Source organism: Xanthomonas sp. SS (assembly GCF_014236835.1).
Classification (GTDB): Bacteria; Pseudomonadota; Gammaproteobacteria; order Xanthomonadales; family Xanthomonadaceae; genus Xanthomonas_A.
The window spans coordinates 3,096,448-3,119,185 of sequence record NZ_CP051190.1 but is presented as its reverse complement, the minus strand read 5'-3'; the positions used below and the strand labels follow the sequence as shown (position 1 = coordinate 3,119,185).

Sequence of the window (22,738 nt, the reverse complement as noted above, 5' to 3'; positions counted from 1 at the left end):
ACCGAAGCCCTCGGCGCACCGTGCGTGTGCGTGCAGCCATCAAAAATTTAAATATGGTCTGCGGCATGCATTTCCTTTGATGCGCGCGCGGCCTTATGTCGCGAGACTACCTTCACACGTGCTGCAGCGATACCGCAGTCGTATGATTCTCTCGTGCGAAGCGGGCCGCATATGCGCACATCGATGGATATATAGATGTCCGCGCCGTGCGTCAACTATTGCGTACACCAGCGGTTGCCATCGCGGCTGCGCGCCGGCCCCGATGCGCAACAGGTTCCGGACGTCGCGTCGCCTGTTCCATAAGCTGCCACCTAGGCCCAGAACAACGAAGCCGGCAGGTCGCCGGCTTCGTTGTTCCACATATTGCTTGCCACAACTTACGCCGACAGCTCTAGCAATAACTTGTTGAGCCTACGCACGTAGGCCGCCGGATCCTTCAGGCTGTCGCCAGCGGCCAGCGCAGCTTGATCGAACAGCACCCGCGCCAAATCGCCGAAGCGCTCGCCGTCGGCTTCCGCGTCCAGCTTCTCGATCAGCGGGTGCGCCGGGTTGAACTCGAACACCGGCTTGCTCTCCGGCAGCTTCTGGCCGCTGGCTTCCAGGATCTGCCGCATCTGCAGGCCCAGGTCGCCCTGGCCGATCGCCAGGATCGCCGGCGAATCGGTCAGGCGGTGCGACACGCGCACTTCCGATACGTCCTCGCCCAGCGCCTGCTGGATGCGCTCGACCAGGCCCTGCTTGGCCTTGGCCGCTTCTTCCATGGCCTGCTTCTCTTCGTCGCTGTCCAGCTTGCCCAGGTCCAGGTCGCCGCGCGCCACGTCGACGAAGGACTTGCCGTCGAACTCGGTGAGGTAGCTCATCAGCCACTCGTCGATGCGGTCGGTGAGCAGCAGCACTTCGATGCCCTTCTTGCGGAACACTTCCAGGTGCGGGCTGTCCTTGATCTGCGCGTAGCTCTCGCCGCTCAGGTAGTACAGCTTGTCCTGGCCGTCCTTCATCCGCGCCACGTAGTCGGCCAGCGCCACGCTGTGCTCGGCGTCGCCGCTGTGGGTGGAGGCGAAGCGCAGCAGGCCGGCGATCTTCTCGCGGTTGGCGAAGTCCTCGGCCGGGCCTTCCTTCAGCACCTGGCCGAAATTCTTCCACACGCTCTTGTAGCGCTCGGGCTCGTCCTTGGCCAGCTTCTCCAGCATGTCCAGCGCGCGCTTGGTCAGCGCCGACTTCATCGAGTCGATCACCGGGCCGGACTGCAGGATCTCGCGCGACACGTTCAGCGGCAGGTCGCTGGAATCGACGATGCCCTTGACGAAGCGCAGGTACAGCGGCAGGAACTGTTCGGCCTGGTCCATGATGAAGACGCGCTGCACGTACAGCTTGAGTCCGCGCGAGGCGTCGCGCTGGTACAGGTCGAACGGTGCGCGCCCGGGCACGTACAGCAGCGAGGTGTAGTCGAGCTTGCCCTCGACCTTGTTGTGGCTCCACGCCACCGGGTTCTCGTGGTCGTGCGCGATGTGCTTGTACAGCTCCTGGTATTCCTCGTCCTTGATCTCGGTGCGCGGCCGCGTCCACAGCGCGCTGGCGCGGTTGACGGTTTCCCACTCCGGGGTTTCCGGCTTGTCCTTGTCCTCGCCGTGGTGTTCCTTGGGCAGCTCGATCGGCAGTGCGATGTGGTCGGAATACTTGCGCACGATGCCGCGCAGCTTCCAGCCGTCGGCGAAGCTGTCCTCGCCTTCCTTCAGCTGCAGCACGATGCGGGTGCCGCGCTCGGGCTTGTCGATGGTGGCGACCTCGAACTCGCCTTCGCCACGCGAGGACCAGTGCACGCCCTCGCTGGCCGGCAACCCGGCGCGGCGGCTGTACACGTCGACCTGGTCGGCGACGATGAAGGCGCTGTAGAAGCCCACGCCGAACTGGCCGATCAGGTGCGAATCCTTCTTCTGGTCGCCGGACAGGTGCTTGAGGAAATCGGAGGTGCCGGACTTGGCGATGGTGCCCAGGTGCGAGACGATCTCCTCGCGGCTCATGCCGATGCCGTTGTCGTCTATGGTGACGGTGCCGGCGTCCTTGTCGAAGCCGATGCGGATGCGCAGCTGCGCATCGCCGTCCAGCAGTTCGGGCTTGACCAGCGCCTCGAAGCGCAGCTTGTCGGCCGCGTCGGAGGCATTGGAGATCAGCTCGCGCAGGAAGATCTCTTTATTGGAATACAGCGAATGGATCATCAGCTGCAGCAGCTGTTTGACCTCGGTCTGAAAGCCCAGGGTTTCTTTTTGGGTTTCCACGCTCATCGGTGCTTGCTCCATGGGTGATGGCTGGCCGCGCGGAGGAGGGCGCGACTCTGCCAGCGGACATGGTGGCGGCAGGGCCCGGCTTCAAGCGCCAGGCGGCGCGCGCGGGCGCCATGGCCCTGGTCTATCATCCTGGCCCCGTTCCGTGCCGCCGCCGTCGATGCCGATCCCGTGCCCGTTGCCTCCCGATTCCCGGCCGTCGCGAGGCCGCCGATGAGCCGCGCCGGCGCGGGCCAGGTGCGCATCATCGGCGGGCGCTGGCGCAACACGCGGCTGCCGGTGCCGGACCTGCCGGGGCTGCGCCCGACCTCCGACCGGGTCCGCGAGACCCTGTTCAACTGGCTGCTGCCGGCGTTGCCTGGTGCGCGCGTGCTGGACCTGTTCGCCGGCAGCGGCGCGCTCGGCCTGGAGGCGGTGTCGCGCGGCGCGGCCTCGGCCTGCCTGGTCGAACGCGACCCGGCGCTGGCCGCGCAGCTGCGGGCCACAGTCGCCAAGTTGCAGGCGCAGGCGCAGATCCAGGTGGTGCAGGACGACGCGCTGCGCTGGCTGCAGGCGCCGGGCACCGACGTCCCGGCCGATATCGCCTTCGTCGACCCGCCGTTCGCCGACGGGCTGTGGGAGGCGGTGCTGCAGCGGCTGCCGGTGCGGCTGGCGGCCGACGCCTGGTTGTACCTGGAGTCGCCGGCGGGGCAGGTGCCGGCCGTACCGGCGCCGTGGGCGCTGTACCGCGAGGGCGGCAGCCGCGAGGTCCGCGCTGCCCTGTACCGGCGCACCGCTGCTACACTTCCCGGCGACCTTCACGCGGTATCCAACGCATGACCGTGGCCCACAGCCGCATCGCCGTCTACCCCGGGACCTTCGATCCGATCACCAACGGTCACATCGACCTGGTCAACCGGGCCGCGCCGCTGTTCGAGCAGGTGGTGGTGGGCGTGGCGCAGAGCCCGTCCAAGGGGCCGACGCTGCCGCTGGAATTGCGCGTGAGCCTGGCCCGTGAGGCGCTGGCCGGGCACCGCAACGTGGAGGTGATCGGCTTCGACACGCTGCTGGCGCATTTCGTGCGCTCGGTCGGCGGCGGGGTGCTGCTGCGCGGCCTGCGCGCGGTGTCGGATTTCGAATACGAGTTCCAGATGGCGAGCATGAACCGGCATCTGATCCCGGAAGTGGAGACGCTGTTCCTCACCCCGGCCGAGCAACACAGTTTCATTTCGTCGTCGCTGGTGCGCGAGATCGCGCGGCTGGGCGGGGACGTGTCCGGCTTCGTGCCGCCGTCGGTGGTGCAGGCGCTGGTCCAGGCCCGCCAGGCCGCGGCGCAGCGCTGAGCCGTCCGTCATTCACATACAAACAAGGGAGCCATCCATGAAGAACACCGTACGCGTGCTGCTGATCGCCTCGCTGGCACTGGGCTTCACCGCCTGCAAGAAGGAAGAGGCCGCCGCGCCCGCCGCCGACGCGCAGCCGGCGCTGACCGCGCCGTCCAAGGACGACGATGCCGGCTGGAAGAAGTACCTGCAGGAAGTGGCGCTGCAGAACATGGGCACCATCACCAACAGCCCGTTCCTGTACTACCTGCCGCCGGAGTCGGATGCGGATTTCCAGGCCAAGTACGATCGCCAGGTCGAAAGCGCCACCACCGCCATCGGCCGCGGCATCCAGCCGGGCAACATGCTGGCGTTCGGCTCCTCGGCCTCGGCCAAGATGGCCGACCTGATCGCCGCCGCCTTCGCCAAGGTCGAGCCGAACACGATGAAGGGCGTGCGCGTGGTCTACATCGGCAACGCCGCCGACAACGCGCGCGTGCAGACCGTGATCCAGCCGACCGGCGCCGAGTACATCTTCGTCGAAGCGAAGTAAGCGCCATAGCGCCGGCGTGCCTGCATGGGCACGCCGGCCGACGCAGGGCCAGCTTCGGCTGGCCTGCGGCCGCGACCGTCCGGCCATCGCCGGCAGCGTCTCCATGTAGCCAGCGGCATCCATTGTCCAATCCAGTTCCTGCACGCGCCTAGGTCCAGCAGGGCGGCAGCTGCGTTCCCTGGGACGCCACAAGCAACTGCCATAGGCATCCTGCGCCGCCAGTCCGGCCTTCTGGCGCATCAAGCCGTCGCCTGCGCGACGCAGCGTCCCGCCGGACGTGACCGCGATGCCGGGGCCTTAGCGCCCGATCCGGTAAGATGGCGCGGTTAGTGCCGAATCCAGCGAAATGTCCCTCAAGATCAACGAGCTCTGCGTCAACTGCGACGTCTGCGAGCCGGCCTGCCCGAACCAGGCCATCGCGATGGGCGAGACGATCTATGTGATCGATCCGGCCCGCTGTACCGAATGCGTCGGCCATTTCGACGAGCCGCAGTGCGTGGTGGTGTGCCCGGTCGAATGCATCGACCCGGATCCGGCGATCCCGGAGAGCCACGACCAGTTGCTGGCCAAGCTGCTGCAACTGCAGCGCGATCATCCCGAGTTTTACCGACAGGAGCCCCCCGCCGCATGAGAACGCTCGTCCGCCGTGTCCTGCTGCTCGCCCTGGTCCTGACGCCGTCGGCGTGGGCCGAGGCGCCGGTCGCTGCCGCTGCTGCGCATCCGCCCGGCGCCGCCGTCGCCAGCGGCCACCGCCTGGCCACCGAGGCCGGCCTGCAGATCCTGCGCGAGGGCGGCAATGCGTTCGACGCGGCGGTGGCGGTGTCCTCGACGCTGGCGGTGGTCGAGCCGATCAGCTCCGGCCTGGGCGGCGGCGGCTTCTTCCTGCTGCACGACGCCAAGACCGGCAAGGACGTGATGCTGGACGCGCGCGAAGTCGCGCCGGAATCGGCGAGCGCCGACAAGTTCCTGGATGCCAAGGGCGCGCTGGACCGCGACCGCTCGGTCAACGGCCCGTGGTCGGCCGGCATTCCCGGCCTGCCGGCGGCGCTGGTGGAGCTGGCGACCAAGCATGGCAAGCTGCCGCTGCAGCAGTCGCTGGCGCCGGCGATCCGCATCGCCCGCGACGGCTTCCCGGTGTACCGGCGCATGGCCGAGGGTTACCAGTCGCGGCGCAAGGTGATGGAGCGCTATCCCGGCACCCGCGAGGTGTATCTGCGCAACGGCAAGCCGATCGCCGAAGGCGACCTGTTCAAGCAGCCGGAACTGGCCAACACGCTGCAGTTGCTGGGCGCCAAGGGCTTCGACGGGTTCTACCGCGGCGCCACCGCCAAGAAGCTGCTGGCCGGGGTCAAGCAGGCCGGCGGCCACTGGACCGCCGAGGAGCTGGCCGGCTACACGGTCAAGCAGCGCACGCCGATCCGGTTCGACTACAAGGGCTGGACCATCACCACCGCGCCGCCGCCGTCGTCCGGCGGCATCGCCCTGGCCAGCATGCTGCAGATCCTGGAAGGCTACGATCTGAAGGCGATGGACCCGGTGCACCGCACCCACCTGGTGGTGGAAGCGATGCGCCGCGCCTACCGCGACCGCACCTTCTTTCTCGGCGATCCGGATTTCACCGCGGTGCCGCAGCGCGTGCTGCTGAGCAAGGACTATGCGATCGGCCTGCGCTCGACCATCAACCCGGAGAAGGCCACGCCCAGCGACCTGCTGTCGGGCCAGCCGACGCCGCTGGAAGACGACGAGACCACCCACTTCTCGATCATCGACGGCGAGGGCAACCGGGTCGGCGCGACCCAGACCGTGAACCTGCTGTTCGGCTCCGGGCTGATTCCCAAGGGCACCGGCGTGCTGCTCAACGACGAGATGGACGACTTCGCGCTCAAGCCCGGCACGCCCAACGCGTTCGGGGTGATGGGCTACGCCGCCAACGCGCCCAAGCCGGGCAAGCGCCCGCTCAGCTCGATGACGCCGACCTTCATGGAGAACGCCGACAAGACCATCGTGCTCGGCACCCCGGGCGGCAGCCGCATCATCACCATGGTCCTGCTCGGCATCCTCGGCTACGACGACGGCCTGAGCGCGCAGCAGGTCGCCGCGCTGCCGCGATACCACCATCAGTGGCTGCCGGACGTGATCGAGGCCGAGACCGGCACCTTCGACGCGGCCACCGTGCAGGGCCTGCAGGCGATGGGCCACACGCTCAAGCTGCCCGGCGACAGCGCCGAGGGCGGGCGCGGTTCCAGCCACGTGTGGGGCAACCTGCAGACGGTGGAGTGGGACAAGCGCAACAACGTGCTCAGCGGCGGCAGCGATCCGCGCAACGAGGTCGGCAGCGCCGAGGTCCTGCAACTGGCAGCGCCAGCGCGCTGAGCCGCACGCCGCCCGCTTTGCGAATCCCCAATCCCGAATCCCTGCAATGAAACTCTGGTCGATCCAAGGCAACTCCCAGAAACTCGACGGCGGCGCGATGTTCGGCAACGCGCCCAAGGCGATGTGGCAGCAGTGGGCCGCGCCCGACGATGGCAACCGCATAGAACTGGCCTGCCGCGCATTGCTGGCGCGCCCGCTGGCCGGCAAGACGGTGCTGTTCGAGACCGGTGTCGGCGCGTTCTTCGCGCCGGCGCTGCGCGAACGCTACGGGATCCAGGAAGACCGCCACGTGCTGCTGGAGTCGTTGCACGAGGCCGGCGTCGCACATACCGACATCGACGTGGTGGTGCTGAGCCATCTGCACTTCGACCATGCCGGCGGGCTGTTGGCGCCATGGCGCGAGGGCGCCGCGCCGGAGCTGCTGTTCCCGAACGCGCGCTTCCTGGTCGGCGCGGCGCACTGGCAGCGCGCGCTGCAGCCGCATCCCCGCGACCGCGCCAGCTTCATTCCCGAATTGCCCGGCCTGCTGCAGGCCAGCGGCCGCCTGGAGCTGGTCGATGGCGACTATTCGCGCGCCCTGGGCGAGGCGGTGCGCTTCCGTTTCAGCGACGGGCACACGCCGGGGCTGATGCTGGCCGAGATCGTCGGCGCGCAGCAGGTCGATGGACAGGCGCATGGCGGCGTCGCGTTCTGCGCCGATCTGATCCCGGGGCGCTCCTGGGTGCATGTGCCGATCACGATGGGCTACGACCGCAACGCCGAACTGCTGATCGACGAGAAGCGCGCGTTCCTGGAGGACGCGCTGGCGCGCAACGTGCACCTGTTCTTTACCCACGACCCGGACTGCGCGCTGGCGCAACTGGCGCGCGACGGCAAGGGCCGTTTCCTCACCACGCACGAGGTGCCGTCGCTGCAGGCGCGGTCGCTGGCGGGCTAGGGTACCGCCCTCGATCGTGCCGACGCGCTGCAGGCGCCACGGCATTCCGGCTGGCGGCTGAAAGCCCACCGCGCGGCGCTTGCAGCCGTCATCGCGGCCGGCCAGTATCGGCGCATGAATCTGCCTACCGCCTTGCGTTGCCTGCTTCTCGCCTGCCTGGTCGTCGGTGGCTGCGCCTCGCGTTCCGAGGATGCCGCCATGTCGCCGATCCGGCTCAACCAGGTCGGCTATCTGCCGGCCGCCAGCAAGCTCGCGGTGGTGCCCGATGGCCACGGCGACGCCTTCGCGGTCGAACGCGCCGACTCGGGCAAGGTGGTGCTGCGCGGCACGCTGGGGCCGGCGGCGACCTGGGCGCCGGTGCAGCAGACGGTGCGCATCGCCGACTTCTCCGCGTTGCGCGAACCGGGCCGCTATCGCCTGCGCGTGGACGGGCTGGCGCCATCGGACAGCTTCGCCATCGCCGCCGACGCCTACGATGGCGTGACGCGCGCGGCGCTGAAGGCTTACTACTTCAATCGCGCCAGCACCGCGCTGCCCGGCGAGTACGCTGGCCGCCACGCGCGTGCGGAAGGGCACCCCGACACCCACGTGCTGATCCACGCCTCGGCGGCCTCGCCGGGGCGCCCGGCCGGCACCGTGATCTCCGCGCCGAAGGGCTGGTACGACGCCGGCGACTACAACAAGTACGTGGTCAATTCCGGCATCACCGTGTACACGCTGCTGGCCGCCTACGAACAATTCCCGGCCTACTTCGCCGCGCAGAAAGAGGGCATTCCGGACAGCGGCGGCGGCGTGCCCGACATCCTGCGCGAGGTCGACTGGAACCTGCAGTGGCTGCTGGCGATGCAGGATCCGGGCGACGGCGGGGTCTACCACAAGCTGACCAACCTGGACTTCGGCGGCATGCAGATGCCGGACCAGGCGCGCGCGCCGCGCTACGTTGTGCAGAAGAGCACCGCGGCCACGCTCGATTTCGCGGCGGTGATGGCCCAGGCCAGCCGCATCTACGCACCGTTCGACGACCGCTTCGACGGCGTGTCCAAGCGCATGCTGCAGGCCTCGCGCCGTGCCTGGGCCTGGGCGCAGGCGCATCCGGACGCGGTCTACCGGCAGCCTGCGGACGTGCACACCGGCGGCTACAACGACGACAAGTTCGACGACGAGTTCGCCTGGGCTGCCACCGAGCTGTACCTGGCCACCGGCGAGGACGCGTTCTACGACGCGGCGCTGGCGCGCAACGTGCACGCCAGCGTGCCGAACTGGGGGTCGGTGGGCGGGCTGGCGTGGCTGTCGCTGGCGCAGCACCGCACGCGGCTGACCGCGCATGCGGACCAGGCGCGCATCGCGCAGGAGATCGATACCGTGGCCACGCACCTGCTGCATGCCTGGCAGGGTTCGGCGTGGAAAGTGGCGATGGCCCCGGGCGACTTCCACTGGGGCAGCAACAGCACCGCGCTGAACCAGGCGATGCTGCTGCTGCAGGCCTATCAGCTGCAACGCAAGCCGGAGTACCTGCAGGCCGCGCAGTCGCAGCTGGACTACGTGCTCGGGCGCAATCCGTTGGGCATGTCGTTCGTGACCGGCATCGGCTCGCGTTCGCCGCTGCACATTCACCATCGCATCTCCATCGCCGACGGCGTCGCCCTGCCGGTGCCGGGCCTGCTGGTCGGCGGTCCGCAGCCGGGCCAGCAGGACGCCAAGGAGTGCAAGCACGCCTACACCTCGTCGCTGCCGGCGCTGTCCTACCTTGACCAGGAGTGCAGCTACGCCAGCAACGAAGTGGCGATCAACTGGAACGCGCCGCTGGTATACGTGAGCGCGGCGCTGCAGAACCTGCAGCGCTGAGCGCCGGCATCGCCCGCGGATGCCGGCGCTCAGTGGTGTCGGTGTCGGCGGGGTGCCGCGCGATGCATGGCGGCGCCCGATCGCGACGCGGCATCGGCAGGCGATCCAGGTCGCCCCAGGAACCGTGTGCATCGATTCCCGACCGCGTGCCGCTCAGTACTCGGTGAGGATCGGCCGGCCCAGGTTGTCCACGCCGACGCCCGGAGTCAGGTCGGCCAGCGCGTAGACCTCGTTCGGCTGCAATTGCTGCAGCAGCAGCTGGTAGGCGGCCGGCAGCGAGTTCTCCCAGTACGCCGTCTGCCCGAACACGATGCACGGCGCGCCCGGCTGCTGATCTTTGCCGGTGAGGCGCATCACCTCATCCACACTTTCGGCCGAGAACGGCGTGCCGTCGGCGCCGAACAACGACAGGTGCACGCCGATCAGGATGCCGTTGTTGTTGACCGCCACCCCGATGCACGAGGTGAAGGGGGTGAACTGCAACAGCGTGCCGGTGGTGGGGCCGGCTTCCAGCGAGACCGAGGCGAACTGGCGCTCGGCGATCTGTTGCGGGCTGCTCGCCTGCTCGAACTGGTAGGGCATGTCGTGCTCCTCTGCAATGGCGGCCATTCGCCGTCTCGGCAAGCTTGGCTGCGTCGGCCTGCGCGATAAATTCTTCCGAATGCGTAGCGCGCCAGCAACGGCGCAGCGCTACGCATTCGGTGCAATTCAAACCGCTTGCCGCCGATGCCAGCGTGGCCGCGATGCAATTCGCATCGAGCAGGGACATCGCCATGACACAGTGGAACTCGCAGTTCACGCAGATGGTGCGCAACAGCCATCCCGGCTACTGGGGCAACTGGGGTTTGAGCCCGGACATCGCGCCCGGCGCGGTCGGCATCGTCGATCCGCACAACGGCAGCTTCCGCCGAATCGCCGCGGCGTTGCCGGGCCTGGGCGAGGCGCAGTTGCGTCGGCAGCCGCTCAGCATCGACTGGAGCATGATGACCAGCGACGTGCGGCAGACGCGCGCGGCCGCGCAGCTGGACGGTTCGGTCACCGATCCGGAGACCGGGCTCAAGATCACCGCGGGCACCAAGGTCACCTGGAGCTTCGGCCGGCAGGGCTCGATGGTGTCGCAGTGCGCGCTGGAGGAAACGGTCGGGCTCAACGACCCGACCGCGCTGCTGACCCAGCACCTGGACTGGCTGCTGGAGCGCGCGCACGAGGCGGGCATGCAGCAGGGCCACGGCATCGCCCAGGGGTTCGGGGTGATCACCGACGTGCTGTACGCGCGCAGCGGGGTCAATGTGGCATCGCAGTCGGCTGACAACAGTTTTTCCATCACCGGCAACGCCGGCGCGGTGGACAAGATGCTCGGCCAGGTGCGCGGCCGCGGCTCGTTCGTCTCCACCAGCGCGCAGCGCAGCGTGGATCTGCACCTGTGGCCGAGCGAGGCCGGCCGGCTGGCCGACACGCAGGCGCCTCTGGCCTTCGCGTTCGCCTCGTTCGGCGAGCGCTTGCCGATGCCCAACTGGATCACCCATCTGGGCGCGTTCACCCTGATCCTGCGCAACAACCATGGCGGCACCTACATCGTCGATGCGCATCTGCAGTTCGACACGCCGCGCGGCGCGCAGCAGCGACGGGTGACGATCAGCGGCGGGCTGACCTCCACCATCGGCGACATTCCGCTGGATGCGAGCAACCTGCGCCTGGAGCTGGGGTTCCGCGGCATCCGCTCCACCGACCGCCGCCACTTCCATTGGCAGCGGCCGCTCGGCCAGTGGCTCAATGGCGTGCGCACCATCGATCTGTTCGGCGTCTGGCCCGGACAGACCCGCGCGGTGGACGTGGAAGGCAGGGTCGAGGCGCGTTGATCCGCGACGGACGCGCCGGCTTCGGCGCGTCCGTTTCATCCCCGTGTTCCTGTCTGCGGCATCGGTTCCGAAATGCCAGGGGCATCAGCTCCTTGCGCGGACCGCGTCCTTGCACGGCCGCACGCGCGCCGCGCCTAACTCCCACGCATACCTGCGCGATCGGCGACTGCCGCGAGTGCCGCCTATGCGTTCCCGTTGTTGTCCTCGGCCAGACGCATCAGCGTCGCCATGTCGTGCACGTAGAGCGTGCGCATCGCGTTCTGGCGATGCTTTTCCACCGTGCGATGGCTGATCCGCAGTTGCCGCGCGATCTGCTTGCTGGTCTGGCCGCGGCAGAGTTCGCGCACGATCTCGCATTCGCGCGGCCGCAGCGTCTGCCACGGACCGTTGCCGATATCGGCCGCCGCCGCCGGGCGTGTGCGCAGCGCATGCGCGACCAGTTGCGCGGTGTGGTGGAAGCCGAGCTTGCTGCAGATATTGGCGCGGTGCTTGCGCACGGTCGATTCGCCGATCGCCAGCACGCGCGCGATCTGCCGGCAGCGCAGGCGCCGGCCGATCAGGTTCAGGACCTGGTTTTCCCTGCAGGTAAGCATCGCGCGGCTCCATCCCGGTGGCGCCCTGTGATGGGGCGCTAAAGGGATGAACGCGCGCGCTGCCGCGTTGTGAGCTCAGCGGCTGGCGATGCGATTGTGGGCGGGCACGATGGTCTGCACTTGAGCATGCGCGGGGCGAAATCGGGCTAGGCCGCTGCTGGAGCCGGCTTCTTCTTCCTTGCGCTGTCCCAAGCGCGGCTGGGCCTATTCAATCGCGTCCTGCGCCGCATGGCCTAACCCAACCGCCGTTCGACGCAGCACACAGCAGCGCCAGTCGATTGCCTGCTGGCCGCGATGCGGCCTACTGCAGGAGCGACGACACGCCTTCAACCCACGCGGGTGCCGAAGATGCGGTCGCCGGCGTCGCCGAGGCCGGGCAGGATGTAGCCCTTGTCGTTGAGGTGGTCGTCGATCGCGGCGGTATAGACCTCCACGTCCGGATGCGCTGCTTCCAGCGCCTGCAGTCCTTCCGGCGCGGCGACCAGGAAGATGCCCTTGATCCGCCGCGCACCGGCGCGCTTGAGCATGTCCACGGTGGCGATCAGGGTGCCGCCGGTGGCCAGCATCGGGTCCAGGATCAGCGCGTCGCGTTCTTCCAGGCGGCCGGTGAGGCGCTCGAAGTAGGGCACCGGCTGCAAGGTTTCCTCGTCGCGCTGCAGGCCGACAACGCTGACCCGCGCCGCCGGAATCAGCGCCAGCACGCCGGGCAGCATGCCCAGCCCCGCGCGCAGGATCGGCACCAGGGTGATCTTGGCGCCGGCGATGCGCTGCACCTGGGTGGGGCCGGCCCAGCCGTCCATCGTGTGCGTCTCCGTCTCCAGGTCGGCGGTGGCCTCGTAGCCGAGCAGGGTGCCGAGTTCGGTGACCAGTTCGCGGAAGCCCTTGGTGCTCAGCGCGGCATCGCGCAGCAGGCCGATCTTGTGCTGCACCAGCGGATGGCGGACTTCGACGATCTTCATGGGCGCGCTCGCAAGGGGGATACGCACAGTGTGCCGCAGCCGGCGCGGCGGCGGCCAGGTATTCCGGGACTACCTGTCGTCCAGCGCGGCCGCGAGATGCGGAGCGGACGAATCGGATTGCAACTTACCCGGACGTCATGCCGATCGTGCGCAACCACGTGTCCACCAGCGCAGGCCACCGGGTGATCGGGAACTCGCTGGGACGCAAGCCGAAGGCATGGCCGCCGTGCGGATACAGATGCATTTCCACGGGAACGCCGGCCTTCTTCAAGGCGATGTAATAGACCAGCGACTGGTTAGTGCCGCGTCATGGCGCCAGGCGGTAGAGCAGGAACGCGGCCAGCGCCAGCAGCGCCCAGCACGCCAGGCCCAGGATCATCACTGCATCGTCGCTGGCGATCAGGCTGCCGCTGGCGTTGCGATAGAGCAACGGTTGGCCGTGGCGGCGCTTGCCGGGCCGGCGCGGTAGCCGGTCGCGGCGGGCTTCGGCGCGGATCCAGCCCAGCGACAGCACCGGTAGCAGCATGCGCCCGCTCCAGTAGCCGAACAACTGCAGGACGAGTTCGAACAGCGGCCGGGCGATCGCCTCGGCCAGTTCCTGCAGCATGCGCCAGCCGGCCTCAGGCGGCTGCGGCCTGCGCCAGGCGGGGACCCTCGCGCAGCGCGCGGCCGATCAGCCCGACCAACAGGTCCAGCTCGTCGCTGTCCATCGCGAAGTGCGGGGTGAAGCGCAGCGAGTTCTCGCCGCCGTGGATCACGTTGACCCCGTGCTGGCGCAGCCATTCCTCGGTGGAGCCGGCGCCGTAGCACTTGAACTGCGGGGCCAGCGCGCAGGAGAACAGCAGGCCGGTGCCCTGCACCTGGGTGATCAATCCACCGAGCTCGCTCTTGAGCTTCTCCAGTTTCTGCACCGCCTCGGCGCCGAGTGCGCGGATGTTGGCGCGCACCTGCGGGGTCAGCTGCGCCAGGGTGGCGCTGGCCACGTCCAGCGCGCGCGGGTTGCTGGTCATGGTGTTGCCGTAGGTGCCCTTGCGGTACAGCTGCGCGGCATGCTCGGTCACCGCCAGCACCGACAGCGGGTACTGCGCGGCGTTGAGCGCCTTGGAATAGGTTTCCATGTCCGGCGCATCGAGCTGTTCGAAGCCGGGGTAATCCACCACCGACAGCACGCCGTGGGCGCGCAGCCCGGCCTGGATCGAATCGACCAGCAGCAGGCTGCCGTGGGCGCGGGTCAGCTCGCGCGCGGCGGCGTAGAACGCCGGCGGCAGCGCACGGCCCGGGTCGCCTTCGCCCATCACCGGCTCCAGGAACACCGCCTCGACGAACCAGCCGTTGTGCTCGGCATCGGCGAAGGCGCGGCGCAGCGCGTCCACGTCGTAGGGCGCGATCGCGATCACCGAATCTTCGCCGCGATAGCTGGCCAGATGTTGCACGTAGGCCTTGCGGCTGGAATCGGAATACAGCCCCGGACGGTCGGTGCGGCCGTGGAAACTGCCCTTGACCACGATGCGCTTGATCCGGGCGCCTGCATGGCGCGCGCCCGGGTCGGTCTGCAGCTTGGCGTTGATGTCGGCGATGCGCGCGGCCAGGCCCACCGCTTCGGAGCCGGAGTTGAGACACATGAACTTGCTGTACGGACAGGCGCCGCGCTGCTGGCCGATCTCGGCGCGCAGCGCGCGCTCGAAGCGCAGCTGCGACAGGCTCGGGGTCATCACGTTGGCCATCGCCTGCGGCCGCGCCATCGCCTCCAGCACCGCGTCCGGGGTGTGGCCGAAGCCGAGCATGCCGTAGCCGCCGGCGTCGTACAGCACCGCGCCCTTCAGTGTGACCACCCACGGCCCGCGCGCGGCCAGCGCCACGTACGGGGTCACCGCGTCGTCGGCGTAGAAGTTGACGAAGCCGGCCTGCAGCGTGCGAATCTGTTCGATCTCGTCCAGCTCGAGCAGGTCGGCGAACTCCGCGGCCAGGCGCGGATGGTCCGCGGCGGCGGCGTCGATCGCGGCCCGCAGCTGCGGGTGCGAGGCGGCCAGGCGTTCGATGCTGGCATCGTCCAGGCCGGCGGTCAGGCGTTCGCCGGCATGGGCGCGCAGCGGGGCGAGGGGGCCGAGTACGGTCATGCGGGATCTCCTGGAGGCGGGGCGTTCAGCGATAGACCTTCTATTATCGGGACCGGATCGTCGGTTGGCAGAGTTGATTTGTGCAGGAAATCGGATAATTTCGTCGATTCGACGAAATTCGGCCGCGTATGAAGATCACTTCCTCCGACGAACGCCTGCTCTCGCTGCTGCGCGAGGACGCCCGCGCCTCCACCGCGCAGATCGCCCGCAAGCTCGGCCTGTCGCGCACCACCGTGCAGAGCCGGATCGAGCGGCTGGAGCGCGAGGGGGTGATCTGCGGCTACACCGTACGTACCCGCGACGACTTCGAGCAGGGCCACATCCGCGCGCACATCCTGATCACCGTGCTGCCGAAGAAGATGACCTCGGTGGTCAAGGCGCTGCGCGAGATCGACGAGGTCCGCGTGCTGCATTCGGTCAGCGGCTCCTACGACCTGATCGCGCTGGGCGTGGTGCCGGGCGTCAACGACATGGACGTGCTGACCGACCGCATCGGCGCGGTCGACGGGGTGGAGCGGACGACCTCGTCGATCATTCTTTCGACCAAGTTCGAGCGATGAGGGGCCGGGATTGGGGATTCGGGATTAGGGATTGGGTAAAGCGGAGCCAGGCGCCGCGCTTTTGCGAATCCCCAATGCCGAATCCCCAATCCCGGCCCTCCAGCTACAATGACCGGCCACCTGCACTGTGATACGCCGGCCTTGAAGAAGTCCGATTTCCGCTACGAGCTGCCCGAGGAACTGATCGCGCAGGCGCCGCTGGCCGAACGCTCCGCCAGCCGCCTGCTGCTGGTGCCGCCGGCACCGGCGCCGTTCGCCGACCGCCAGGTGCGCGATCTGCCCGAGCTGCTGCAGCCGGGCGATCTGCTGGTGTTCAACGACACCCGGGTGATCCCGGCGCGGCTGTTCGGCAACAAGAGCAGCGGCGGCCGCGTGGAGATCCTGATCGAGCGCCTGCTCGGCGCCCAGCGTGCGCGTGCGCAGCTGGGCGTGAGCAAGTCGCCCAAGGCCGGCGCGCGCATCGCCCTGGATGCCGGCGGCGAGGCCGAGGTGCTGGACCGCGACGGCGAGTTCTACGTGCTGCAATTCCACGTGCCCGACACGCTGGAGGCGTGGCTGCAACAGGCCGGGCGCCTGCCGTTGCCGCCGTACATCCGCCGCGAGCCTGGGCTGGACGACCGCGAGCGCTACCAGACCGTGTTCGCGCGCGAGGCCGGCGCGGTCGCCGCGCCGACCGCCGGCCTGCATTTCGATGCGCCGTTGCTGGAGGCGCTGCAGGCGCGCGGCGTGAGCGTCGGCCATGTCACCTTGCACGTGGGCGCGGGCACCTTCCAGCCGGTGCGGGTGGAGGCGCTCGCGCAGCACGTGATGCACCGCGAATGGCTCAACGTCGGCGCCAGCCTGGTCGAGCAGGTACGGCGCACGCGCGCCGCCGGCGGCCGCGTGATCGCGGTCGGGACCACGGTGGTGCGCGCGCTGGAGAGCGCGTCGAAGGACGGCGAACTGCATCCGTTCGCCGGCGAGACGCAGATCTTCATCCTGCCCGGCTACCGCATCCGCAGCGTCGATGCGATGGTCACCAACTTCCACCTGCCGGAAAGCACGCTGCTGATGATGGTCTCGGCCTTCGCCGGCCGCGAACGCATCTTCGACGCGTACCGACATGCGATCGAACAGCGCTACCGCTTCTTCAGCTACGGCGATGCGATGCTGTTGTGGGGCCGGGAGTAGGGATTCGGGATTCGTACCCGAAGGCGCGATCTGGCGTTTGCGTTCTGTCTGCGGATCGGCGCGTGCGCGCGAGATCGCGCGGCAGCGTACTGCCGCAAGCCGCCTGTCCGGCAACGTCGATCGTGCGGGATTGTGATGGGTGACGCGCAACGTCTTCTTGCGTAGACGATGCCGCGCGGCGTTGGGGGATGGACGCAAGCATCTCGTCTTGATGAGCGGAGCCAGCGCTCCGGATGTCCCGATGAGCGGGACATGTCATTCACTCAAAGGACGATTCCATGAAGAAGACATCCACCGACCTGTTGCTCGCCGCGCTGCTGATGAGCCTGGCGACAGCCTCGGCGCATGCGCAGACCCAGACCGCGGGCGGCGGCAAGTTTCCGGCCAAGCGCATGCTGCTAGAGGCGGGCACGCCGCGCAGCGACGCGCAAGGTCGCCGGCTTTACGCGATCAACCTCAACCCGTTCGTGCTGCAGGAAACCGAACGGTTGTACGCGAAGACCAGCCCCGCGGATTTCCGCAGCATCGACCCGGCGATCCGTCCGCATCAGAACAGCAAGGGCATGGTGCATTTCGCCGACCAGATCGCGCGGATGCCAGGGGTGAAGATCGAGCGGGTGCTCTCGACGGTCTCCAACACCGTCTATGCGTGGATGCCGGAACGCGTGGCCGCGCAGCTGGCACGGATCGACTACGTCGTCTCGGTACGTGGAGTAGAGGCATCCGCTGCGACATTCTCGGCCGCGGGCGATAGCGTCAACGGCGCCGAGATCGCCTCGTGGGCCCTGCCGTACACCAACACCAACGATGCCTTCACCACGTCCAACCCGGTCTATCTGCTGGACGCGGTGCTGGACAACCCGCCGCATCCGGAACTCAACGTCGTGTACCGCCAGGATTCGCCGTCGGCCGTGCCCAATCCGCTGCACAGCACCGCCGTGGCCGGGTTGGTCGGCGCCAGGCAGAACGGGCAACTGGTGCGCGGGGTCAATCCTGGCCAGCCGATCAAGGCATTCGGCTTGAACGACTTGAACGAGGACACCGTGGCCACTGCGCTCGACGCAGCCGCGCGCTACGCCGACGGGATCGGCGAGTTCGCCGTGCTGAACATGTCGTTCAACACCTATCCCGGGTCGGCCAACTGGTTCGCGTCGAGTCAGAAATGGGGCCGCCGGATCCGCGCCGCCAGCAACCGTTTCTTCATCACCCAGTCGGCGGGCAATGCCTACACCGATGGGCGATCGCCGCTGGAGACCGACGCCTGCAAGCTGGCCTACGACAATGCGGGCACGGCACGCGACATGGATGGCATCGTCGTGGTCGGCGGCCTGCAGCGCGACGGCTCGCGTTTCGGAGGCGCGGAGAACAGCGCGCAATGGGGCGGATTCGCCAGCGGCTCCACTGTCGGCCCCTGCATCGAGGCGTGGGCGCCGGCGCACGAGATCACCAATCTGATCTACAGCGGCGGCACCGAGGCGGTGTCCGGCACGTCCTTCGCCGCGCCGATCGTGGCGGCGATCGCGTCGCGCTACGGCGACAGCCAGACCCGGCCGATCGAGCGCGAGGCCTACATCAAGGCCGGCCTGGCCGCCACCGGCTACAGCGAAGCCGGATTGCCGCTGAAGAAGGTGCAGTACGTCGCGCCCGCGCAATTCAATATTCCCAAGCGCCTGCCGGTGGTGGCGGCGACGTCGCCGACCAATTCGGCCAACCTGGTGTCGCTGTACGACGGCAAGTTCTTCAGCGACGTCGACTACTGGAATGCGCAGACCAACTGGGGCAGCGTGACCCTGGACCTGGGCCAGCTGCGCACGGTGACCGGGGTGCGGATCACCGTGCGCACCGCGGCCAGCGATCTGGCGGGGGCGGCGCAACCGATCGACTTCTCAGTGTCGTCCGGCGTTCCTGGCGCAGTGTTCGGCGGCAGTACCGGCGGCGGGCAGGTCAGCTATGGCACGCCGGTCTACTACACCGAGGCCGATCAATCCGATGTGGCGCCGGTCTACATCGCGCTTAGCGGTGGCGCGCGCTACCTGAAGATCGAGGCCAACAACCCGTACTCCTGGCTGGCCTATTCGGAAATCGAGATCTACGGCTACTGATGGCGCAAACGGGTGCCGGCGCCGGTCCGGCGTCGGCCCCTTTGCGCTGCCGGGGCTGCGGTGCAGCGGCGCGGCGGTCCCTCGGAGCCGGGCATGCTGGCGCGGCCGCGGCCTTCGCGAACGCAAAAGTCGCTTGAAACACGGGCTTGCCTGGCCGCCAGGTGCCGGCCCGAGCCTCGGCGCTCCGGCAATGCGACAATAGCCGGCTAGCCGACTTCCGCCCGACCATGTCCCGATTGCAGTTCCAGCTCGATACCACCGACGGCGCCGCGCGCCGCGGCCGCCTGACCTTTCCGCGCGGCACGGTGGAGACCCCGGCGTTCATGCCGGTCGGTACCTACGGTTCGGTCAAGGGCGTGCTGCCCGAGCAGATCAAGGCGCTGGGCGCGCAGATCATCCTCGGCAATACCTTCCACCTGTACCTGCGGCCGGGCCTGGACGTGATCGGCGATCACGGCGGGCTGCACGGCTTCGCCCGCTGGGATGGGCCGATCCTCACCGATTCGGGCGGGTTCCAGGTGTTCTCGCTGGCGCATCGGCGCAAGATCAGCGAGCAGGGGGTGACCTTCGCCTCGCCGACCGACGGCGCCAAAGTGTTCCTGGGGCCCGAGGAGAGCATGCGGATCCAGAAGGTGCTCGACTCGGACATCGTGATGATCTTCGACGAGTGCACCCCGTACCCGGCCACCGAGGACGTCGCGCGCCGCTCGATGGAGCTGAGCCTGCGCTGGGCGCAGCGCTCGCGCGATGCGCACGACGGCCTGGACAACGATGCGGCGCTGTTCGGCATCGTCCAGGGCGGCGTGCATGCGGACCTGCGCACGCGCTCGATCGAGGGCCTGCAGGCGATCGGCTTCGACGGCTACGCGATCGGCGGACTGGCGGTGGGCGAGCCGGAGCACGAGCGCAACGCGATGCTCGAACACCTGCATCCGCAGCTGCCGGCCAACCGGCCGCGCTACCTGATGGGGGTAGGGCGGCCGGAGGACCTGGTCGAGGGCGTGGCCCGCGGCGTGGACATGTTCGACTGTGTGATGCCGACCCGCAACGCGCGCAACGGCCACTATTTCACCTCGTTCGGCACCGTGCGCATCCGCAACGCCCGCTACGAGCGCGACCTGGCGCCGATCGAGCCGGGCTGCGGCTGCCATGCCTGCAGCGGCGGCTATACCCGCTCCTACCTGCGCCACCTGGACCGCTGCAACGAGATGCTGGCGCCGATGCTGGGCACCCTGCACAACCTCTGGTACTACCAGAAACTGATGGCCGACATGCGCGCGGCGATCGCCGCGGGAACCTTTGCCCAGTTCCGGCGGTCCTTCTATGCGGCGCGCGGGGCGGAAGCCACACCGCTGCCCTCGTAGCAGGGATAAAGCCCCTCTCCCACCGGGAGAGGGGTTGGGGTGAGGGTACGGGGCGCAGCCTCGCGGGCATCGCAGGCACACGAGGCTGCGCCCGTACCCTCATCCGCCGCTGCGCGGCACCTTCTCCCGGGGGGAGAAGGGGGGCTGCGGCCTGCTTCAGTAAGTGGCGGTGGCCTGTCGTAGCAGGAATAAGCCCCTCTCCCACCGGGAGAGGGGTTGGGGTGAGGGTCCGGGCGCAGCCTCGCGAGTATCGAAGGCATACGAGGCTGCGCCCGTACCCTCATCCGCCGCTGCGCGGCACCTTCTCCCGAAGGGAGAAGGGAATGGCGCGACGGTCGTTCCGGGGGCAAGGGGAGATCGTGGCATAATCGGCGGCTGCTTGCCGCCTCCGGCGACAAACCAGCAGTCCGTGCCTTCACCGGCGACGGGCTGCCCAAACCAATAGGACACACCGATGAACCCGCTCGATTTCCTGATTCCCGTGGCCCAGGCGCAGACCGCCGGTGCCGCTCCTGCCGCTGGCGGCGGCATGCAGATGTTCCTGCTGCCGATCATCCTGATCGCGGTGATGTATTTCGTGATGATCCGCCCGCAGATGAAGCGGCAGAAGGAGCACAAGTCGATGCTGGACAAGCTCGGTCGCGGCGACGAGGTCATCACCTCCGGTGGCGTGGCCGGCGTGGTCACCGACATCGGCGACAACTTCATCACCGTGGAAATCGCCGACAACGTGCGCATTCGCGTGCAGAAGGGCGCCATCGGCAACGTGCTGCCCAAGGGCACGCTGAAGTCCGCCTGATTCATTTCTCTTACTGCTAGGCGCGGCGCCGGCGTGGCGTTGCGCGGGGTCCTGCAATGCTCGAGTTTCCGCGCTGGAAGTATTTCCTCATCCTGATCGTGCTGGCGTTCAGTGCGTTGTACGCGCTGCCCAACGTCTACCAGAAGGACCCTTCGGTACAGATCACCGCCAGTCGCGGCGGCCAGCTCGACGAGGCCCTGCGCGAGCGGGTCAGCGCCGAGCTGAAGGCGGCCGGGATCACTCCCAAGTCGGTGGCCAAGGAGGGCGATAGCCTGATGGTGCGCCTGCCGAGCCTGCAGGCGCAGACCCGCGCCAACGACATCCTGCGCCAGCAGGTGGGCGAGAACTACACGGTGGCGCTGAACCTGGCCTCGACCGTGCCGCATTGGCTGTCGGCGATCGGCGGCAAGCCGATGGTGCTGGGCCTGGACCTGGTCGGCGGCGTGCACTTCGCGCTGCAGGTGGACCAGAAGGCGGCGCTGGACAAGCGCCTGGATGCCTTCGCCGAGGACATCCGCACCACGCTGCGCGACAGCCGCATTCCCTACCGCTCGGTCGAGCGTCGTGCCGACAACAGCATCCAGGTCGGCCTGGGCGAGGGCGCCGACGTCAATGCCGCGCGCGCCGCGCTGAGCAAGGCGCAGCCGACGCTGAGCTATGCCGTGTCCGGGCAGACCATCGCGGTCGGCGTGCCCGACGCCGAGCTCAAGCAGATCGCCGCCGGCGCGATCGAGCAGAACCTGACCACGCTGCGCAACCGCGTCAACCAGTTGGGCGTGGCCGAGCCGATCATCCAGCGCCAGGGCGAGGACCGCATAGTGGTCGAGCTGCCGGGCGTGCAGGACACCGCCGAGGCCAAGCGCATGATCGGCGCCACCGCCACGCTGGAGTTCCGCGGCGTGGTCGAGGGCAACGCCGAGGACGCGGTGCGCACCGGCAACATCCCGCCGGAAGCCAAGGTGTTCCGCCTGCGCGACAGCGGCGCCCCGGTGCTGCTGAACAAGCGCGTGCTGGTGTCCGGCGACCAGATGGTCAACGCCACCGTCAGCAACGACCAGAACGGCCTGCCGGCGGTGTCGGTCACGCTCAACAACGTCGCCGGCCAGCGCATGTTCGACTACACCAGCGCCAACACCGGCAAGCTGATGTCGGTGGTCTACATCGAGCGCATCCCGACCGTGAGCATGGTCGACGGCAAGGAAGTGCGCAGCGTGCGGGTCAAGGAAGAAGCCCTGGCGCCGACCCGCATCGCCGGCGTGTTCGGCAAGAACTTCCAGACCACCGGCCTGGAGAAGGTCGAGGCCGAGAACCTGGCCAAGCTGCTGCGCGCCGGTTCGCTGGCCGCGCCGATGGACTTCGTCGAGGAATACGTGATCGGCCCGAGCCTGGGTGCGGAGAACGTCGAGCGCGGCGTCACCGCGGTGCTGTACGCGTTCCTGTTCACCCTGGTGTTCTTCGGCGTGTACTACCGCATGTTCGGCGCGATCACCTCGGTGGCGCTGCTGATGAACCTGCTGATCGTGGTCTCGGTGATGTCGCTGTTCGGCGCCACCATGACCTTGCCCGGCTTCGCCGGCCTGGCCTTGTCGGTCGGCCTGTCGGTGGACGCCAACGTGCTGATCAACGAGCGTATCCGCGAGGAGCTGCGGCAGGGCATGCCGCCGAAGTCGGCGATCGTCGCAGGCTACGAGAAGGCGGGCGGCACCATCCTCGACGCCAACCTCACCGGCCTGATCGTCGGCGTGGCCCTGTACGCGTTCGGGACCGGCCCGCTGAAGGGCTTCGCGCTGACCATGATCATCGGCATCTTCGCCTCGATGTTCACCGCGATCACCGTGTCGCGCGCGCTGGCCACGCTGATCTACAGCCGTCGCAAGAAGCTCAAGTCGCTGGCGATCTGACCCGCACGCGCATCCTTCGCAAG

The 22,738-nt window shown here is 68.5% G+C and carries 20 protein-coding genes and 1 pseudogene; 14 read left to right on the top strand and 7 right to left on the bottom strand.

What is annotated here, in order from left to right:
* Positions 1 to 377 precede the first annotated feature (377 nt).
* On the bottom strand, positions 378 to 2,282 hold the full coding sequence (gene htpG, locus HEP74_RS12995; RefSeq protein WP_185813228.1) for a molecular chaperone HtpG: 1,905 nt from the start codon (positions 2,280 to 2,282) through the stop codon (positions 378 to 380).
* 213 nt (positions 2,283 to 2,495) lie between these two features.
* Here htpG and rsmD point away from each other — a divergent pair, with 213 nt between their 5' ends.
* The 7 genes from rsmD (at position 2,496) to HEP74_RS12960 (ending at position 9,291) form a co-directional block, all read left to right on the top strand.
* A complete protein-coding gene (gene rsmD / locus HEP74_RS12990; protein ID WP_185813227.1) occupies positions 2,496 to 3,101 on the top strand; it encodes a 16S rRNA (guanine(966)-N(2))-methyltransferase RsmD in 606 nt (201 codons plus the stop codon).
* Entirely contained in the window at positions 3,098 to 3,604 is a 507-nt protein-coding gene (gene coaD, locus HEP74_RS12985) for a pantetheine-phosphate adenylyltransferase (RefSeq protein ID WP_179563901.1), read from the top strand. Before rsmD ends, coaD begins: the two co-directional genes overlap by 4 nt.
* Before the next feature lie 37 nt (positions 3,605 to 3,641).
* Entirely contained in the window at positions 3,642 to 4,136 is a 495-nt protein-coding gene (locus HEP74_RS12980) for a hypothetical protein (protein ID WP_185813226.1), read from the top strand.
* 346 nt (positions 4,137 to 4,482) lie between these two features.
* Positions 4,483 to 4,767 (top strand): YfhL family 4Fe-4S dicluster ferredoxin, encoded by a 285-nt coding sequence (locus HEP74_RS12975; RefSeq protein ID WP_179563903.1) that lies wholly within the window; start codon positions 4,483 to 4,485, stop codon positions 4,765 to 4,767.
* Positions 4,764 to 6,509, top strand: a complete 1,746-nt coding sequence (gene ggt, locus HEP74_RS12970) for a gamma-glutamyltransferase (RefSeq protein ID WP_185813225.1) — start codon at positions 4,764 to 4,766, stop codon at positions 6,507 to 6,509. The genes HEP74_RS12975 and ggt overlap by 4 nt, the downstream gene beginning before the upstream one ends.
* Positions 6,510 to 6,555: 46 nt before the next feature.
* Entirely contained in the window at positions 6,556 to 7,446 is an 891-nt protein-coding gene (locus HEP74_RS12965; RefSeq protein WP_185813224.1) for an MBL fold metallo-hydrolase, read from the top strand.
* 114 nt (positions 7,447 to 7,560) lie between these two features.
* Positions 7,561 to 9,291 carry a glycoside hydrolase family 9 protein gene (locus HEP74_RS12960; protein ID WP_185813223.1) on the top strand — a complete coding sequence of 577 codons (1,731 nt, stop codon included), beginning with the start codon at positions 7,561 to 7,563 and terminating at the stop codon, positions 9,289 to 9,291.
* Between the two features lie 153 nt (positions 9,292 to 9,444).
* Here the strand turns inward: HEP74_RS12960 and HEP74_RS12955 are convergent, their stop codons facing one another.
* Positions 9,445 to 9,873 carry a hypothetical protein gene (locus HEP74_RS12955; protein ID WP_185826266.1) on the bottom strand — a complete coding sequence of 143 codons (429 nt, stop codon included), beginning with the start codon at positions 9,871 to 9,873 and terminating at the stop codon, positions 9,445 to 9,447.
* A 191-nt stretch (positions 9,874 to 10,064) separates the two neighbouring features.
* Between HEP74_RS12955 and HEP74_RS12950 the strand changes: the two genes are divergently transcribed.
* Entirely contained in the window at positions 10,065 to 11,150 is a 1,086-nt protein-coding gene (locus HEP74_RS12950; RefSeq protein WP_185813221.1) for a hypothetical protein, read from the top strand.
* Positions 11,151 to 11,332: 182 nt separating this feature from the next.
* Here HEP74_RS12950 and HEP74_RS12945 read toward each other — a convergent pair whose 3' ends face one another.
* The 5 genes and pseudogenes from HEP74_RS12945 to HEP74_RS12930 all read right to left on the bottom strand — a co-directional run bounded on the left by HEP74_RS12945 (position 11,333) and on the right by HEP74_RS12930 (position 14,819).
* Positions 11,333 to 11,743 carry a LuxR C-terminal-related transcriptional regulator gene (locus HEP74_RS12945; protein WP_185813220.1) on the bottom strand — a complete coding sequence of 137 codons (411 nt, stop codon included), beginning with the start codon at positions 11,741 to 11,743 and terminating at the stop codon, positions 11,333 to 11,335.
* A gap of 326 nt (positions 11,744 to 12,069) precedes the next feature.
* A complete protein-coding gene (gene upp / locus HEP74_RS12940) occupies positions 12,070 to 12,702 on the bottom strand; it encodes a uracil phosphoribosyltransferase (RefSeq protein WP_185813219.1) in 633 nt (210 codons plus the stop codon).
* Between the two features lie 124 nt (positions 12,703 to 12,826).
* Positions 12,827 to 13,006: pseudogene (locus HEP74_RS21945) on the bottom strand (alpha/beta hydrolase); the annotation flags it as partial.
* A gap of 3 nt (positions 13,007 to 13,009) precedes the next feature.
* The gene (locus HEP74_RS12935) at positions 13,010 to 13,309 is read right to left on the bottom strand and encodes a hypothetical protein (RefSeq protein ID WP_185813218.1); all 300 of its coding nucleotides are present in this window, start codon (positions 13,307 to 13,309) and stop codon (positions 13,010 to 13,012) included.
* A gap of 13 nt (positions 13,310 to 13,322) precedes the next feature.
* The gene (locus tag HEP74_RS12930) at positions 13,323 to 14,819 is read right to left on the bottom strand and encodes an aminotransferase class III-fold pyridoxal phosphate-dependent enzyme (protein WP_185813217.1); all 1,497 of its coding nucleotides are present in this window, start codon (positions 14,817 to 14,819) and stop codon (positions 13,323 to 13,325) included.
* Positions 14,820 to 14,947: 128 nt separating this feature from the next.
* Here HEP74_RS12930 and HEP74_RS12925 point away from each other — a divergent pair, with 128 nt between their 5' ends.
* The 6 genes from HEP74_RS12925 to secD all read left to right on the top strand — a co-directional run bounded on the left by HEP74_RS12925 (position 14,948) and on the right by secD (position 22,715).
* Positions 14,948 to 15,379: an Lrp/AsnC family transcriptional regulator gene (locus HEP74_RS12925; RefSeq protein ID WP_053837440.1), complete on the top strand. Its 432-nt coding sequence runs from the start codon at positions 14,948 to 14,950 to the stop codon at positions 15,377 to 15,379.
* 108 nt (positions 15,380 to 15,487) lie between these two features.
* Complete coding sequence (gene queA / locus HEP74_RS12920) at positions 15,488 to 16,549, top strand: tRNA preQ1(34) S-adenosylmethionine ribosyltransferase-isomerase QueA (RefSeq protein ID WP_185813216.1); 1,062 nt, start codon at positions 15,488 to 15,490, stop codon at positions 16,547 to 16,549.
* Positions 16,550 to 16,827: 278 nt separating this feature from the next.
* A complete protein-coding gene (locus tag HEP74_RS12915) occupies positions 16,828 to 18,651 on the top strand; it encodes a S8/S53 family peptidase (RefSeq protein WP_185813215.1) in 1,824 nt (607 codons plus the stop codon).
* Positions 18,652 to 18,878: 227 nt separating this feature from the next.
* Positions 18,879 to 20,015 carry a tRNA guanosine(34) transglycosylase Tgt gene (gene tgt / locus HEP74_RS12910; protein ID WP_185813214.1) on the top strand — a complete coding sequence of 379 codons (1,137 nt, stop codon included), beginning with the start codon at positions 18,879 to 18,881 and terminating at the stop codon, positions 20,013 to 20,015.
* A 454-nt stretch (positions 20,016 to 20,469) separates the two neighbouring features.
* Positions 20,470 to 20,814, top strand: coding sequence for a preprotein translocase subunit YajC (gene yajC, locus HEP74_RS12905; protein ID WP_145700623.1), 345 nt, complete (start codon positions 20,470 to 20,472; stop codon positions 20,812 to 20,814).
* 56 nt (positions 20,815 to 20,870) lie between these two features.
* A complete protein-coding gene (secD, locus tag HEP74_RS12900) occupies positions 20,871 to 22,715 on the top strand; it encodes a protein translocase subunit SecD (protein WP_185813213.1) in 1,845 nt (614 codons plus the stop codon).
* The last annotated feature ends 23 nt before the right edge of the window (positions 22,716 to 22,738 follow it).

Excerpts from the sequence above, each read along its gene's own strand:
- htpG (WP_185813228.1), bottom strand. The coding sequence starts at position 2,282 with ATGAGCGTGGAAACCCAAAAAGAAACCCTGGGCTTTCAGACCGAGGTC.
- rsmD (WP_185813227.1), top strand. The coding sequence starts at position 2,496 with ATGAGCCGCGCCGGCGCGGGCCAGGTGCGCATCATCGGCGGGCGCTGG.
- coaD (WP_179563901.1), top strand. The coding sequence starts at position 3,098 with ATGACCGTGGCCCACAGCCGCATCGCCGTCTACCCCGGGACCTTCGAT.
- HEP74_RS12980 (WP_185813226.1), top strand. The coding sequence starts at position 3,642 with ATGAAGAACACCGTACGCGTGCTGCTGATCGCCTCGCTGGCACTGGGC.
- HEP74_RS12975 (WP_179563903.1), top strand. The coding sequence starts at position 4,483 with ATGTCCCTCAAGATCAACGAGCTCTGCGTCAACTGCGACGTCTGCGAG.
- ggt (WP_185813225.1), top strand. The coding sequence starts at position 4,764 with ATGAGAACGCTCGTCCGCCGTGTCCTGCTGCTCGCCCTGGTCCTGACG.
- HEP74_RS12965 (WP_185813224.1), top strand. The coding sequence starts at position 6,556 with ATGAAACTCTGGTCGATCCAAGGCAACTCCCAGAAACTCGACGGCGGC.
- HEP74_RS12960 (WP_185813223.1), top strand. The coding sequence starts at position 7,561 with ATGAATCTGCCTACCGCCTTGCGTTGCCTGCTTCTCGCCTGCCTGGTC.
- HEP74_RS12955 (WP_185826266.1), bottom strand. The coding sequence starts at position 9,873 with ATGCCCTACCAGTTCGAGCAGGCGAGCAGCCCGCAACAGATCGCCGAG.
- HEP74_RS12950 (WP_185813221.1), top strand. The coding sequence starts at position 10,065 with ATGACACAGTGGAACTCGCAGTTCACGCAGATGGTGCGCAACAGCCAT.
- HEP74_RS12945 (WP_185813220.1), bottom strand. The coding sequence starts at position 11,743 with ATGCTTACCTGCAGGGAAAACCAGGTCCTGAACCTGATCGGCCGGCGC.
- upp (WP_185813219.1), bottom strand. The coding sequence starts at position 12,702 with ATGAAGATCGTCGAAGTCCGCCATCCGCTGGTGCAGCACAAGATCGGC.
- HEP74_RS12935 (WP_185813218.1), bottom strand. The coding sequence starts at position 13,309 with ATGCTGCAGGAACTGGCCGAGGCGATCGCCCGGCCGCTGTTCGAACTC.
- HEP74_RS12930 (WP_185813217.1), bottom strand. The coding sequence starts at position 14,819 with ATGACCGTACTCGGCCCCCTCGCCCCGCTGCGCGCCCATGCCGGCGAA.
- HEP74_RS12925 (WP_053837440.1), top strand. The coding sequence starts at position 14,948 with ATGAAGATCACTTCCTCCGACGAACGCCTGCTCTCGCTGCTGCGCGAG.
- queA (WP_185813216.1), top strand. The coding sequence starts at position 15,488 with ATGACCGGCCACCTGCACTGTGATACGCCGGCCTTGAAGAAGTCCGAT.
- HEP74_RS12915 (WP_185813215.1), top strand. The coding sequence starts at position 16,828 with ATGAAGAAGACATCCACCGACCTGTTGCTCGCCGCGCTGCTGATGAGC.
- tgt (WP_185813214.1), top strand. The coding sequence starts at position 18,879 with ATGTCCCGATTGCAGTTCCAGCTCGATACCACCGACGGCGCCGCGCGC.
- yajC (WP_145700623.1), top strand. The coding sequence starts at position 20,470 with ATGAACCCGCTCGATTTCCTGATTCCCGTGGCCCAGGCGCAGACCGCC.
- secD (WP_185813213.1), top strand. The coding sequence starts at position 20,871 with ATGCTCGAGTTTCCGCGCTGGAAGTATTTCCTCATCCTGATCGTGCTG.